The sequence below is a fragment of the Nostoc sp. CALU 1950 genome, from assembly GCF_051172895.1.
GTDB lineage: Bacteria > Cyanobacteriota > Cyanobacteriia > Cyanobacteriales > Nostocaceae > Nostoc > Nostoc edaphicum_A.
The window spans coordinates 35,363-50,269 of sequence record NZ_JBDNJQ010000006.1; the positions used below are offsets into that span (position 1 = coordinate 35,363).

Consider the following 14,907-nt stretch of genomic DNA (forward strand, 5'->3'; position numbering starts at 1 on the left):
AATCCAGATTATGCGTATTTTGTCAATCAGTTAAAATACTCAAAATATCCTTAATGAAAATAATAATCGTAGCTGGGGACAGGGGTCGCAGATAAGCATCTTTCACCTCTTAAATCATGATCGTCAAAGTTTTTAACAACTCAAAATCGACTAAGCCATAGCGGAGTTCCCCATACAATAAAAGGGGAATGATTAGAGGTGAGAAATGACTAACAAAGAATTATTAATCCAAGAAATAGAAACTTTACCGCCGGAGTTGCTAACAGAAGCACTCGATTTAATACGTTCTATTAAGGTTAACTATATAAAAAAGGAGTTGGAAGAAGGTAAGCTTGAACCTATCCCTTTAAGCGATTCTACAGAAACTTCTAGCGAGCAAAAGCAACTTACATATCGTCCTGCTTCGGGACGCTCCATTCTTCGACATGCTGGCACTTGGGAAGGTAACGACTTTGAAGAATGCCTTCAAGCAGTATATGCTACTCGTGGTCAAGCTAAATTTGATGACGAAAACCTATTTGAATAATGTATTTACTCGATACAAATCATTGTAGTGCCATTATTTTAGGCGAATCAAATGTTATCCGTTGCGTGAATGAAGTTGGAGAAAATAACATTGCCACTTGTGTAATTGTCCAGGGTGAACTAACATTCATGATGGAAAAATCTCAACGCAAGGAAAATAATCTGGTTCGCTTGACAGAATTTTTAGAAGATATTCGTATCTACCATATAACAGAAGAAACAGCAACAATTTACGGTCAAATTAAGGCAGCTTTATTCAATCAGTTTGCACCCAAAGATAAAAAAACGCTTTTTTTTAAGCTAATGAAATAGTCCGTTTTGACACCGCAACAAAGAAGATTAGCAATGCCCCATGTCCTTTTTTTTAATCAATCTTCATCATCAAAATTGTTTTCCCAGCTAGCGGCGTCGCTGTAACCGTCATTGACGCGGTATACTTCTGCTTTGCTCCGACGATTTTCTTGCTTTAGCACTTCTCGTTCTCGCAACGTTAGTGGTGGTTTTTCATTGCTTGGTAAGCGATCGCCTGTTCGTCTCGCAGGTTTTTGGCGCGTGAAATTTCTCCAAGCAGCTTTCACGCCAACAAAAATAGTCCGTGTACCTACTTGCAGATTTTGAGCCTGAATTCTTGCACTATCAAGACTTTGGTCAACTTGTTTCACTACTTGACTAGCACTTTTTACACCTTCGCCCACATCATCAGTTAAGTCAGTGATTTCTAAGCCAGTTACGCGGATGGCTTCTAGAGTGGGTGGTAACTCCCGTGAGAGGGTATCAAATAGCTTTTCTGCACTGCGAGCAGCGCGTGCTAACTCCTGCAAAGCCGGTATTGCCGCCACTAAAACCGCAGTCAAGCTTGTGGCGACTAAAAGTAAGGAAAGTCCCAACCAAAACAGGGGTTCAATCACGGTTGTATCATTTATGAGCGTTCTAATTCCTGGGGAAGCGAATCTGAGTCTTCCACAGATGCTTGTCGCTTCAAGACTTGGCTTTCTCGCTGACTGGCATCTACACCAGCTGCGATCGCTTCCCGTAATCTATCTAAAGTCTCATCCCAGTTTCGTAGTGCGCTAGCAGAAAGACGATCTGCCTGGATTTGCACACTCGTTGATAAATCTTCTGCCAATTCTGGGATAGCATTAGCAGATTTTTTCAAAATTTTACGCGTTTCGCGCCCTGTGCGTGGAGCGGCGAGCAAACCGGTCAAAGCACCGATAGTAGCCCCCAGCATCAAACCGCCAATAAATACTCCAGAACGGTTATTAGACATCTTGTTATTTCTCTCCTTACACCCATTTTAGGTGGGTTGTCTCCCCTTGCAAGACTCAACCGATTTTATCCAGTTAATCTATCGTGACAAAATATCAGCCAGAAATGTTGCTTTTATTCATTAATATCAAAAGCATTAATTACTTAATAATCCAAAAATATCCGTATATCACCAAGTTTAGAACCTCCGGCAAGCCTTCTGGCGGGGTTTCTTTGTGTTAGCACATCTGTTGTAGTTCTGTACCCTTCTCCTGACGGAGACGCTCTTGCTAGCAAACTTAAAGAGTAAGGGATGAGAAGGGGGAGCGATGCCTGCGGCGGGCTATGCCTACCCCAGAAGCTAATGCACTATAAGGGATCTTACTACGGACTCCTCTCAGTGTCCCTCGTCAGCCCTAATTATAAATGTTCATGTGAACCTGACATAACTCATTTTGCAACTGTTCTTTTCCCGGTTATTAACTCTAGCTTCGGAAAATAACGCTGCCAGATTTGCCTTCCTAGCAAAAGTAGACTGATAATTTGTCGTACTTGCTGAATTTGTATTTGTAGCGCTTGATTTTTCTGCCGTAAGTTATGGATATTCTGCTGACTGAGATAAATATTTTCGGGTGCTTTATTCAGTGCTGTATAGGTACAACTTTCATAGGCGGTTAATCTATCTGCTATGTATGCTAGCTGCTGCTTGAGTTGCCACACCCGCCAAGCCACATACAGTAGTGTCAGGGAAATGAGGGTGTTAATTATGACAACTAAAATTACCATTGTTTATCTTCAATATTAGCTTTGAGGATTTGTTCTATATACTTTATTTGGCTCTTATTTAATGATTAAGAAACTAGAGGGTGAAAATTTAGTCTAACAAAGGCTGATGGCTAAAAAATCGCCAATTTGCCAATTTTGTAACAACTATATGTCCACACCTCGCAAAACCACAGCTACAATTACTTTAGATTCACGACTCGGTTTGCGAAATCAACCCGTATGCTCAATAAGCCTCATCATTACTACGTCCCACTCCTTAACCTGATAACTCTATTCAATTTGCGATCTTTGTGGTGTGCAAGCACAATGGTATAGCCCCTTCAACAGACGGTGAGAGAACTACACTACACTCCTTGAAGGCTTACCAGCATCGTCTTTATTATTGTGCTCCTACCTCTACCAGTTTTCCAGCCTATTGCGTGAAGTTAACTAAATATAGGACTCGTATTTGATTTTTGAAAAAAACTCAGTACACTTTTATTCCTTCTTCCCTGTTCCCCGTTCCCTGTTCCCTCCCTACGCAAATAATTTCAGGAATCAAAGCGGATTCCTATATTTTGCCTGTAAAAACCTCACTAATGGTTCACCAACCAAAAATTGCTGGGTGTGGACTGGGGAACAGGGAAAGGAAAGAGTCTATTAATTCCTCCTCCCTTAAGCTTTACCCTTTTCTCAGCCGAAGGCTTACCTGTCTCCCCTTAACCTCTTCCCTGCTGAAGACTTCCTCTTGCTATTTCACTAATACTTTACCGATAATGATTATCTTTTTTTATACATCCAGTAGGAGTTGAGGATGTCAAAAAAATCACCATTGAATAATTTCTTCCGAGCTACTTTTGTTACTTTGACAATTGGATTTGTTGGGTGTGGAAATCAAGCTGCAAGAACCACATTCACTCAGACTACCACCCAGGTAGATGAGAATCTTCCTCAAGTCGTAGCGACTACAAGCGTACTATGTGACTTAACCAGACAGGTTGCCGGAAATACAGTTAACCTCACCTGCTTAATTTCTCCTACTGCCAACCCCCAATTTTATAAACCAAAACAGGAAGATCGTGAAGCCATTGAGCAAGCTAATCTTATTCTTTATACTGGTTATAATTTTGAACCAAATCTGATCAAATTAATTAAAGCGACTAAAAACCCAGCACCGAAAATAGCCGTTGGTCAACTAGCAGTGCCTAAGCCACAAAAATTTCAGGCAGGTGGTAAGAATGTAACTGATCCTCATCTTTGGCACAATACCAAAAATGCTATCAGAATGGTGGAGGTAATTAATAGTAACTTGAGAAAATTAGAATCTAGTGATGCAGAGGCTTATACCAGCAATACCAAAAAAATTACAAATGAACTGACTCAACTAGATAGCTGGATTAAGTCAAGAATTGCCAGTATTCCTGCCAAACAACGCAAGTTAGTTACAACCTATGATGGACTGGGTTATTACGCCAAAGCATACGATATTCCATTAGCGGGGGGATTACAAAGTATTAGTACTAACGAAAAACTCACAGCCGCACGAGTCAAAAATTTAGCTACAAATATTAAGCGAGCTAGAGTGCCAACAGTTTTTGCTAAGGTAGAAATTAACCCTAATTTGATTGAATCTGTAGCCACAGAAGCCGAAGTGAAAGTTTCTAATAGAAACCTGTATGCTGAGGGACTTGGAGAAGCAGGAAGCGACGGGGACACTTATCAAAAAATGATGATTGCCAATACACGCACAATTGTGGAAGGTCTAGGAGGGACATATTTGATGTTTGAAGCGAAAGCTACCAGATAGCAATAACATCAATTTAGTAATCCTATAAACCAATACAGTTCAGATAAGACCAAAACACTTGTAAAGACGGCGATTTATCGCGTCTCGAAAACCCACAATTTTGTACACTTAGCCCTTAACTGAACCGTATTGGTTTTTAAACCTATTTTTTAAGATAAAATTCGGATTTTAAACGTTAAAAAAGATTGTTTTATTTAGACTTATCAAGTTTACACCACACCAATGCTTTCCTTTGCATCTCTTTGATAAAACCATCTTTACCATCCATATATCCGATGATATCTTTAGGATACTGCTTCGCTAACTTACATTTTAATTCACTATATTTCTGTGCATCTTCGGGATGTGCAATCATGTAATCCCGAAACGCTAAGTGTCGTTCTACTTCCGATGATTTGGCTTTGAAGGTGTGGACATGATGCGTTCTTGTGCCTGTTTCATTATCTTTACGGAAGAAACGGCGACCTGGAATACCAAACTCGCCCATTGCTTCATAACCTAATGCTTCCATGCCCAAAATACAATTATCTACTTTGGTGATGTTTTCAACTTCAATCAACAAATCAATAATGGGTTTCGCGTAGATATTTGGAATTGCTGTGCTGCCAATATGGTGAATAGCAACTACATTTTCACCTAGTATGAGCGCAACATCCTTTGATTCATCCTCAAATTTACTGTGCCATGTGGAATCATGCGGCACTACTTCTACCTTCATCAGGATTTAGAAACAACTTTCTTGAATTTGAATCCAAAATTTACAATCCAAAATCTAAAATTGACTCACCATCCCCAAGTACCAGGAGCGCCTTTAAATGGCCCAACAATATCACTGGTTATCCAACCGCCGTAGAAGTTACCGGGTTGTGGTTGCACCTCTTCACTATTCACGTAGCATTTATCCATTAAATGAGCGTAAAAAGCTACGTAGTCTTTAATAGATTCAAAGACTGGTGTGGGTTTGGGATAGAACCAACAAGCATTATGAACTTCTTTGTCTCCAACTTGAATTCTGTAGTAAAAAGCACCTCCTTTCCACTCACAAAAGCTAGATTGTGGTGTCATCTGTAGATATTCCATTTTGATATCCGCAGGAGGAATGTAGTAAGAAGGAGGATGACTAGTTTCTAAAACACGTTTGGCGTTGTGGGTATCTGCAATTATTACGCCGTTAAAGATTATTTGGATATGTTTGCTTGTGTCCTCCAGACGAGGAGGACGGGGGTAATCCCAAACTGATTCTTGTCCGGGAGCGGGTTCGATGCGTTGAGAATTAACCATTTTAGATATCAGCAATTAGTAATGGCTTATATTTTTTAATATAAACCATTACTAATGCATTACTTATTTTCCAGCTTCTCACAATTTCCAATCTCAAATTTGTTTAACGCACCTCTTTAAGAGTATCAATTTGCTTGGTAAACAACTCAGTGAATAAACTAAGCACAGTCCGTTCTTCACGCACTTTTATATTGGCGCTGATGGACATACCTGATTGCAAGGTAACATTTTTACCCCTAATCACTAAGGATTGCTTATCCAATGACACTTTTGCCGGGAATCTATAAAACTGATGGGTTTGGTCTGGCGGTAATGCGTCTGACCCTATGTCACTCACTTCCCCTTTGATATCGCCAAACTCGCTGTAAGGAAAGGAGTCAATTCTGACATCTACCTTCATGCCTTTCCGTACAAAACCGATATCTTTGTTGGTGATGAAAACTTCAGCTATATAGTTTTCATTGGGGACAATTTGCAGCAGTTTTGTAGTCGGATTCGCTACAAAACCAGGGTTTTTTGCTTGCAAATCAAAAACTGTTCCAGCTACAGGTGCGCGGAGTTCTTGATATCTAACGTTTAACTGTGTTTGAGATATTTTACTATTGACATCTGCCAAACGCTGTTCATTATCTAGGAGAACTTTCGTGAATTGACTATCGATTTCGGCAATGCGTTTTTTGTTATTAGCTATATTGTCTACAATGTTTTTATCAGAAACAGCTACAGTATTACTTAGCTCTTGCCGTCCTTTTTGAATATCAAACTGGAGGCGTTTCTGTTCTTCACCTAGTTGTGCTACTTCCGCCGCGAGTGTTTGTACTTGTTGTTGTTGGTTGAGATATTGAAGCTGAGAAATACCGCCTTCTTCTGCTAATATTTTAAGTTTATCTAAAATCTGCTGTTGGATTGCTAAACCTGCTTTAGTATCTTCTAGTTTGACTTGGTTTTGAGAAAGTTGTTTCTTGGTTTTCTCTATTTCTAATTCTGCCGCAGCTGATCGAGAATCTAACTCTCTTTTGGCAACTTCTAGACGTTGCTGTTCATCAATACCTAGTCTAGAATCTTGACCAGAATTTTTGAATTGAGTCCGCAATAAGTCATTTTCTGCTACTAATGCTGCCCGACTTTTCAGCAGAAAAGCAGTTTCTTGTGGCAAATTACCGCGCAAAAATAACAGTTCTGAGCCTGTGGCATTACTTGCTCCCATTAATCGGCGATAAATCTGGTTTTCTTTCATTAATGCAATGCGAATCTGGTTCAAAGAATTTAATTCAGCAACAGGGGCTATGGAATCAAAGGTCAGCAGCAAATCTCCTGGCTTTACCTCTTGTCCATCTTTGACGTTAACTGTTTTTACAACTCCACTAACAGGAGCCTGAACTTCTTTGATTGTTCCTTGTGGCTTTAATTGCCCTGTTGCTGGCACTACTTGCTCAATTTTCGCAAAATAAGCCCAGGTAATTCCAAAGCAGGCTAAGGCCATAAGAGTAACCATGATTGTACGCGACCAAATTGGAGATTGGCGCAAGACAACAGATTGCTCAAATTCTTGAGCACTTGAGTTAATTAAAGACTCTTGATCAGCTTTCTGTTGTTTTGTAAGTATCGGTGAATCTTGTTTGGCTCCATTTTTCTGATTGCCATTTTTTTGATTACCGTTGAGATGATTCCCATTAATTTGAGTCATAACGATTTTGGATTTTGGATTTTGGATTTTAGATTTTTTGTAGGGTGGGCAATGTTTACCGATGCCAAAAACCTTTGCCCACAACTAATGACTAATTACAAGTTCACATCTTGTTGTTGATATAGATAATAATAATGACCTTTAGTAGCCATTAATTCTTGATGGCTACCTTGTTCTATAACCCTGCTATTATCCATTACGACAATCATATCTGCGTTACTCACGGTGTTCAGGCGGTGAGTAATAAAAAATACTGTATCGCCCTTGAATGCTTTGGCTAAATTCAGACAGATTTGCCGTTCTGTGGGATAGTCTAGGGCGCTAGTTGCTTCATCCAAAACTAATAATTTTGGTCGTTGTAAAACTGAGCGAGCGATCGCAATTCTTTGTCGTTGTCCACCTGAAAGTGCCGAACCGCGTTCTCCCACCCGTGTGTTGTAACCGTTGGGCAAGTTCATGATAAACTCGTGGGCGCACGCAACCTGAGCCGCTTCGATAATTTCTTCGGTTGTCGCATCGGGATTGGTTAGGGCAATATTTTCCTGAACACTGCCATCAAACAACAACGTTTCTTGAGGAACTACACCAATTTGTCGTCGCAGTGAATAAAGTTCAACTTTGGCGATATCATAACCATCAATCAAGATTCTGCCAGACTCAGTTTCGTAAAGTCTCAGCAGTAATTTCATCATCGTACTTTTACCAGAACCACTTTGTCCGACGATGCCGATAAATTTCCCTGGTGCAAATTCGAGGTTGACATTAGAAAGTTGTAAAGGGCCACTTGTACCAAAACGGAAGGAAACATTTTCATATTTCACTGCTCCCTTGATCGCAGGTAAGGGTATGTTGTAGCGGTCTGTTTCTCCTTCTTGTGGTGTATCGACAATATCGCTTAAACGCTCTAGAGACAAGGCAGTTTCTTGGAAGCTTTGCCAGAGTTGAGCTAAACGCAATATGGGGCTGGTGACGTAACCCGATATGATTCTAAAAGCAATTAATTCACCTAAAGTTAATTCCCCTTGAAGTACTAGATAAGCTCCTACCCACAAAACTAGTAAACTGCTGAGTTTGTTGAGAAAGTTACTGGTAGAGTTCGCGAGGGTAGAAGTCACAACTGTTTTAAAACCAGCGGCGACAAACCGAGCATAACGCTCTTGCCAGGAAAAGCGCGATCGCAATTCGATATTTTGCGCTTTAACTGTTTGAATTCCTGACATCACCTCTACTAAATAAGATTGAGTTTCGGCGTTGCGTTCGGCTTTGGCGCGTAACTGTCTACTAATGGTAGGAGAAGCAATTAAGGTGATCACGATAAACACAGGAATTGTGCTTAAGCCTACCAAGGTGAGTTGCCAACTGTAAATCAGCATTACACCGATATAAACCACCGAGAACAGAGCATCTAACCCCACCGTTAAGGCAGTACCCGTCAGGAATTGGCGGATATTTTCTAGTTCGTTGATACGAGTAGAAAGTTCACCCACTGGTCGGCGTTCAAAATAACGCAGCGGTAAACGTAGTAAGTGGTCGATGATTTGCGACCCTAACCCCATATCGATCCGGTTAGTGGTATCGACAAATAAGTAGGTTCGTAAGGTAGTCAGGACTGCTTCAAATAGTCCGACTACTAATAGTAAAATCCCCAAAATATGTAGTGTACCAATACTATTTTGAGTGATAACTTTGTCGATAATTAACTGGACAACTAGCGGATTTGCCAACGCCGCCAACTGCACGAAAAAGGAAGCAATAAAAACCTCTATTAAGACTCGCCGATGCTTTGACAAATAGGGAATAAACCACCGTAAACTAAAGCGTTCTTGGGGTGTTTGGTTGGTAGCAGTAAGCAGTAATACTCTCGCTTGGGGTGGAAAGTTGGTTGGATCAACATCTAATTGTTCAACCAATTGAGCAGGTTTGCAACGCACAATTCCTTTAGATGGGACACCCACTACCACGGTATTTGCATCCGCTGCATATAAAACTGCAAAATTATCACCATAGCGAATCAATGCCGGTGTAGGAATGCGCGTCACTGAAGCAACTGGTATATCTACCAACTGCGCCTTAAGTCCGATTAACTCCGCCAGGTAAGCAGTAACTTGAAACGATATAGTACCCTGACGTTTGACTTGCTCGGTTAAGATGCGGCGAACCACCTCTCGGCGAAACGGTATCTCTAGGTGCTTTGCGACCATTTGGAAGCAGGCGAAGGCTGTATTTAGTTCTCCCTTACCACCAAAAAACGGGTATTTCTGTTTTGACGAAATATTTGAGGTCTGGGGGGCAATCTGTGGAACTATTTCGTCTGATGCATAAGGGATATCTAATTCATCTTCATCTTGGCTATCTGATTTGGTGTTACTTACCGCAAGTACTATCTCATGGCTATCTTCCAAGATCAAATTTGAGGGATGTATACCAAGCAAGCGTGCGGGATTTTGACCTATGACCTGGATTTTGTCTCTGTCATCGTCCGATTCTAAGCGATCGCCAGGTGATAAATTCGTGACTGTCCCACCGCCACTTACAAACCAGACGCTTTCACTATTCAGTTGGTTGAATGCAGTTTTTCCTGGGGGTAAGTATTGTACTTTCGCCTGTGGTAAAGCTTTTTCTGCCAGTTCTCTGAGGTTTAAAGTCGCGATCGCTTGTTTTTGCCAATAGGAACCGAGAATATCGAAAACTTCTACCAAATAACTGCGGTTCTTACGAGCTTCGGCAAAAGCTGGATACGAAGCCAGAAAGCTAAAATATGCTGATGCACTCAAGGTTAAACAGACTACTTCGGTAGAAGCGATCGCTGTTTCACAGGCGATATCGCGCAACAAACCAATTTCGCCAATAATTTCTCCCGGTTGCAGTAATTTTAGGGTAATTGGCATTTGCGTCTGGGGGTCGTATCCCAACAGGCGCACTTGTCCCTCATAAATAATGGTGATGCGTTCTGGGAGACTTTCTTTACCGATGATTTTCTGACCTATGCGATAGCGCCAAGCTTGCAGCTGTTCTGATAGATTAGCGATCGCTCCATCTGGTAACTGTTCAAACCCTTCTAGGGTGGTGATAAATTCGGTAAAAGTGTTCTTAATATAAGTCATATAAAACAAGTTGAAGGTAAAAGTGAGGAATAAAGTGGAAAATATTAGAGAGTATCTTTTTTACTAACAGTGGCAGTGTTTGGTTTTATGCCACCAGCAGCAAGACTTTTATGGCATTCAGTGTGGCTCAATATGTATAGATACAGAGGGTATTTTAGTCTAATTGCATACCTGCACTTACATCAGATGGTTTCTATTTTTATGCATTGTTCAGAACAAGATAGTGTAAATAGATCGAGAGCAAGTTATCACTTGGTTAACGCTACATAATTTATACAAGTTTAAAATCAATATTTAGCATTGCAACTATGAACGATGGATACTTATGATCAACCCAAGACACAGAAAAGCGGTTGTTAAATTTAAGGTTGCCTATTTGAATTTATGATAATCAACATGAAAGTATCACAGATGCCTTCCTAAGTAAATACCCTATTAAGAATTATGTAATAAAAAAACCTTTAAATTTCTGAGTTATGTTTTACAAATTCTTTAACATAGGGATTAACAGTATTACGTATGGCAAAAGACAGTGAGCTTTCTTGATAAACAGCGTGATACCCGATTATGAAAGAATTTCCCATCACTTTTTGGTAGCTTAATTTAATAAAAATTAACTGGAAAAGTAAAGGTGAAGATTTTTGTCACCCTAGAGGAATCAACCATTAAATTTATGAAGGAAAGACAATAACTGCCTTCAGTAAATTCACTAGTTTAATTTATATCAAGCCAATTTAATCACCATGCATTAAACAACCCCACCCCGCAACCGGGATGAGGTTGTTTGATTTTGCTAAGTAATTACTCGCGTTTGATACTAGGCAGGATTAACACTCAATTTTACCTGCACAATCACATCGTTGTAATCTTTGTCACCACCATTTGGCAAATCCTCAAAACCAAAGGTATTATTTCCCAACAGTCGAATGTGATCTACTTTATCTGAGTTAGCGCCCAAGAATGAGAAGTAAACCTTCTTATTGCCATTGCCATTGAGAATAGCATCGGGTTTACCATCCACAATAATAAATGGTGCAAACAAAGAATTCGGCCCGAAAGTGCCAGTGTAATTTGCAGTACCCTGGTTGTCCGCTACCAAGTCAATGCCTGTAACACGCCCACGCACAGCGGCTTGGGCGTAACCAGCCTGACCAACGAGAATATCTGCTTTGCCATCACCATTGGTGTCAATACCACCATTTTCATCAGCCACTTGATAGAAGCCGACAAAGTTGTTGTAAGCTGCTTCTCTGTTGACTGTAAACTCGGCTGTTACTAACTGCGTCACACTTCGTAAATCAATCAGTTCGCCTTGATATTTGCCTTGCAAACCAGTACCTAAAGATACCTCTTCTTCTGTTGTCTGAACTGTCACAGTGAAATCCTTGAAGTTGAGAGAAAATCCTTCCTCTTCTGTGTTGTTACTTGTAGCTGAAGAAAAAACGACACTTGAGAAAGAACTTTTTCCAGACAGTACAGCCTGAGTAGTACTGTTGGATATCAGATAGAATCTGAGTTTTGTACCAGACTCGAATTCTAAGATATTTTTCAGGTCATCGTTCTTAAAACCCTTGGGCAGTTTAGCGATGGAGGAAAAAATCACCTTTGAACGCTCCAGAGCCACTCGCGTATAACCCTCTGCACCAGGGGCTATGCCGTTAATTCTACCTTCATCATCGTCAACAGCAAATACACACAGTTCATTCACCTCTTTAGAATTGTTGTTTTTAATCTTAAGAGAGAGCTTTCCTTTTTTACCCTTAACTTTACTGTTGACGACAAAGATATTCTGAGTAATATTGACCAGTTGGAAAATTGTTGTTATCTGGGTATTTGTAGTAGACCCAAAGCCATCAATATTAACAACTAAATCCTTTTCAAAAGAAAGTCCACCCAGGTCAGTAGTGCGGACGCGGATGTTGTAACTAGATTTAGTCGCCTCAGATTTAATTTTTAAGCTATCTCCCTCGATGATGAATGCATCAGTATCGCCACTACCTGCTACCAAACTATAAGTGTGCTTATCGTTTTTATCTGGGTCAATGGTGCTGAAGATACCGATGATTTTTTTATCATCATCATCGTCGTCATCATCTCCATCATCTCCATCACCACCATCGTCATCATCGTCGTCATCATCGTCGTCATCGTCATCGTCATCGCTGATAGCGCTAAATATCAAGTCTGTAGGCTTTTCGTTGAGGTCATTGACATTAATAACTAAATCTTTCTCAAAGATAAATCCAGAAAGGTCGGTGCTGGCTACCCGAATGTTGTAAATTGATTTGCTTTCAAAATTGGGGGAATTATTTATTTGTAGGCTATTGTCAACAATGGTGAAGAGAGTATTATCAGTATCGCCAATACCCGCTATTAAACTATAGGTATACTCCTCATTGATGTCTAAGCTAGTGGTGAAAGTGGCAACTTCAGTTGCCGCAGCCACATTCTCATCTACACTGCTAACATTCAACATCAAGTCTCTATTTAGAAGCACAGAGATATTGTTGGAACCGGAATTAGCTACTACCAAATCTAACTTATCGTCACCGTTAAAGTCTGCCACGGCAACGGACTCAGGATTTGAACCGACTGTGAAGTTGGTGGCAGTGCCAAAGCCGCCATTGCCATCGTTCAGCAGCACAGAGATATTGTTGGAACCGGAATTAGCTACCGCCAAGTCCAGCTTGCCGTCACCATTAATATCTGCTACCGCAACGGAACGAGGACTTGTCCCGACTGCGAAGGTGGTGGCAGCGTTAAAGCCGCCACTGCCATTGTTCAGTAGCACAGAGACATTGTTGGAACTATAATTAGCTACTACTAAGTCCAGGTTGCCGTCACCGTCAAAGTCTTCCACAGCAACGAAACGGGGACTTGTCCCGACTGTGAAATTGGTGGCAGCATTAAAGATGCCACTGCCATCGTTCAGCAACACCGAGACATTGTTAGAATCGGAATTAGCTACTACTAAGTCCAGGTTGCTGTCACCGTCAAAGTCTCCCACAGCAACAGAACGGGGACTTGTCCCAACTGTGAAATTAGTAGCAGCGTTAAAGCCACCACTGCCATCGTTCAGCAACACCGAGACATTATTAGAACCGGAATTAGCTACTACCAAGTCCAGGTTGCCGTCACCGTCAAAGTCTTCCACAGCAACAAAATTAGGACTTGTCCCGACTGCGAAGGTGGTGGCAGCGTTAAAGCCGCCGCTGCCATCGTTCAGCAACACCGAGACATTGTTATCAGCAAAGTTCGTTATTACAAAGTCTAGTTGGCTGTCACCGTCAAAGTCGGCTACAGCAACCAAACTAGGACTGCCACCAGCTGAGTAGTTGGTGGCAGTGCCAAAGCTGCCATTATCATCGTTCAACAGCACTGAGACATTATTGGAACCAGAATTAGCTACCACCAAGTCCTTTTTACCGTCACCGTCAATATCTTCCACCGTAACGGAAGTGGGATTTGTTCCAGCTAGGAAGTTAGTGGCATTGGTAAATGATGCGGTCATAATTGTTTTGAAGTATGATATTTGGTTGCCTCACACCTGTTTTTATGGAGATTGAAAGATAGTTAATAAAGGTAATATTCTTTGCTAGCAAGGTGAGGAATGCACTATATAGTTTATTGTATAAAACAAGATAAACCCTCAGTAAATACACTTATCAGAATCCTGTTTAGAACTGATGCAAAGGCTTTATTAGCGATCGCATCGACACATATATAGTTGAAGTTATTACCCGCAAATAAAACAACCCCATCCCGCAAGGGAGATGAGGTTGGAAAGCTATCACTAAAACAGAATTCAGAAAGAACTTTAATCAGGTAACGAAGTTTAAAGAGTCAGAAGTGAGAAGCAAAACAGGTTTTATATCTGGCTTATAGAGTTAAGTTTTTTACTTCACTGAGTTACTTCTTTCCTATGGTTTCTGCAATAATTTGATCTATGCAAGCCTACTCAATAACCTCTTCAAGGGTTTCTGAGTCTGTTAAAACCAGTTCTGATGATGAAACAGTCAATTTTTTCAGCCAATATGCTTGCTACACGCTACTTTCATCATTTCATTTTTTGAAATCTTTCAGAGCGGTATAAACATTACTTATTGATTCAGTAAAATATAGCACGTTAAACTACGCATACTTAATTAGCGATCGCTTTTTGGGAAAAACTTTTTGGTTTACTGTGGATAGTTCAATAACAAAAGCTGATTTTGCAGGACTAAAACTAGCGATCGCTTCTAAAGTAAATGCAAATTATTGTTGTCGTTTTATATAAATTGGTGCTGTTACAGAAATTTCAACCCGATTGGTTAAAAATTTTGTGCTGCTAATTCTCCAGCATATATAACTTTATTATAAATTGATTAAATCCTTACAGTAAGTTAATAAAAAATACATAAAATATTTATCTAGCTTTATACAATTTTTAGAAGTATTTGATTAATATAATGTTCAAAAAAAATTAATATATTTTTTAAATAAAAAACATC

The 14,907-nt window shown here is 40.3% G+C and carries 11 protein-coding genes; 3 read left to right on the forward strand and 8 right to left on the reverse strand.

What is annotated here, in order from left to right:
• Positions 1-205 precede the first annotated feature (205 nt).
• Together ABF638_RS03240 and ABF638_RS03245 are read left to right on the forward strand one after the other, a co-directional pair.
• Positions 206-526, forward strand: coding sequence for a DUF2281 domain-containing protein (locus tag ABF638_RS03240; RefSeq protein WP_435020213.1), 321 nt, complete (start codon positions 206-208; stop codon positions 524-526).
• Positions 526-837, forward strand: a complete 312-nt coding sequence (locus ABF638_RS03245; RefSeq protein WP_435020215.1) for a type II toxin-antitoxin system VapC family toxin — start codon at positions 526-528, stop codon at positions 835-837. The genes ABF638_RS03240 and ABF638_RS03245 overlap by 1 nt, the downstream gene beginning before the upstream one ends.
• A 56-nt stretch (positions 838-893) precedes the next feature.
• On the opposite strand, the gene ABF638_RS03250 is transcribed toward ABF638_RS03245, so the two are convergent.
• The 3 genes from ABF638_RS03250 to ABF638_RS03260 all read right to left on the reverse strand — a co-directional run bounded on the left by ABF638_RS03250 (position 894) and on the right by ABF638_RS03260 (position 2,559).
• Positions 894-1,433, reverse strand: a complete 540-nt coding sequence (locus ABF638_RS03250; protein WP_435020217.1) for a DUF948 domain-containing protein — start codon at positions 1,431-1,433, stop codon at positions 894-896.
• A gap of 11 nt (positions 1,434-1,444) precedes the next feature.
• A complete protein-coding gene (locus tag ABF638_RS03255; RefSeq protein ID WP_435020219.1) occupies positions 1,445-1,795 on the reverse strand; it encodes a YtxH domain-containing protein in 351 nt (116 codons plus the stop codon).
• 428 nt (positions 1,796-2,223) lie between these two features.
• Positions 2,224-2,559, reverse strand: coding sequence for a hypothetical protein (locus ABF638_RS03260; protein WP_435020221.1), 336 nt, complete (start codon positions 2,557-2,559; stop codon positions 2,224-2,226).
• Positions 2,560-3,352: 793 nt separating this feature from the next.
• On the opposite strand from ABF638_RS03260, the gene ABF638_RS03265 reads away from it, so the two are divergent.
• Positions 3,353-4,345, forward strand: coding sequence for a metal ABC transporter solute-binding protein, Zn/Mn family (locus ABF638_RS03265; RefSeq protein ID WP_435020223.1), 993 nt, complete (start codon positions 3,353-3,355; stop codon positions 4,343-4,345).
• 190 nt (positions 4,346-4,535) lie between these two features.
• Here ABF638_RS03265 and ABF638_RS03270 read toward each other — a convergent pair whose 3' ends face one another.
• From ABF638_RS03270 to ABF638_RS03290, 5 genes are all read right to left on the reverse strand, one after another.
• Complete coding sequence (locus ABF638_RS03270; protein WP_435020225.1) at positions 4,536-5,063, reverse strand: GrpB family protein; 528 nt, start codon at positions 5,061-5,063, stop codon at positions 4,536-4,538.
• A 65-nt stretch (positions 5,064-5,128) separates the two neighbouring features.
• Positions 5,129-5,626, reverse strand: a complete 498-nt coding sequence (locus ABF638_RS03275) for a DUF427 domain-containing protein (protein ID WP_435020227.1) — start codon at positions 5,624-5,626, stop codon at positions 5,129-5,131.
• 103 nt (positions 5,627-5,729) lie between these two features.
• Positions 5,730-7,313 (reverse strand): HlyD family efflux transporter periplasmic adaptor subunit, encoded by a 1,584-nt coding sequence (locus ABF638_RS03280; protein WP_435020229.1) that lies wholly within the window; start codon positions 7,311-7,313, stop codon positions 5,730-5,732.
• Positions 7,314-7,408: 95 nt separating this feature from the next.
• Positions 7,409-10,417, reverse strand: coding sequence for a peptidase domain-containing ABC transporter (locus ABF638_RS03285; protein WP_435020231.1), 3,009 nt, complete (start codon positions 10,415-10,417; stop codon positions 7,409-7,411).
• Positions 10,418-11,234: 817 nt separating this feature from the next.
• Positions 11,235-13,928: an FG-GAP-like repeat-containing protein gene (locus ABF638_RS03290; RefSeq protein WP_435020233.1), complete on the reverse strand. Its 2,694-nt coding sequence runs from the start codon at positions 13,926-13,928 to the stop codon at positions 11,235-11,237.
• Positions 13,929-14,907 lie beyond the last annotated feature (979 nt).

Bases quoted from the DNA above. Each gene is read 5' to 3' on its own strand.
- ABF638_RS03240 (WP_435020213.1), top strand. From the start codon at position 206: ATGACTAACAAAGAATTATTAATCCAAGAAATAGAAACTTTACCGCCG.
- ABF638_RS03245 (WP_435020215.1), top strand. From the start codon at position 526: ATGTATTTACTCGATACAAATCATTGTAGTGCCATTATTTTAGGCGAA.
- ABF638_RS03255 (WP_435020219.1), bottom strand. From the start codon at position 1,795: ATGTCTAATAACCGTTCTGGAGTATTTATTGGCGGTTTGATGCTGGGG.
- ABF638_RS03260 (WP_435020221.1), bottom strand. From the start codon at position 2,559: ATGGTAATTTTAGTTGTCATAATTAACACCCTCATTTCCCTGACACTA.
- ABF638_RS03265 (WP_435020223.1), top strand. From the start codon at position 3,353: ATGTCAAAAAAATCACCATTGAATAATTTCTTCCGAGCTACTTTTGTT.
- ABF638_RS03270 (WP_435020225.1), bottom strand. From the start codon at position 5,063: ATGAAGGTAGAAGTAGTGCCGCATGATTCCACATGGCACAGTAAATTT.
- ABF638_RS03275 (WP_435020227.1), bottom strand. From the start codon at position 5,626: ATGGTTAATTCTCAACGCATCGAACCCGCTCCCGGACAAGAATCAGTT.
- ABF638_RS03280 (WP_435020229.1), bottom strand. From the start codon at position 7,313: ATGACTCAAATTAATGGGAATCATCTCAACGGTAATCAAAAAAATGGC.
- ABF638_RS03285 (WP_435020231.1), bottom strand. From the start codon at position 10,417: ATGACTTATATTAAGAACACTTTTACCGAATTTATCACCACCCTAGAA.
- ABF638_RS03290 (WP_435020233.1), bottom strand. From the start codon at position 13,928: ATGACCGCATCATTTACCAATGCCACTAACTTCCTAGCTGGAACAAAT.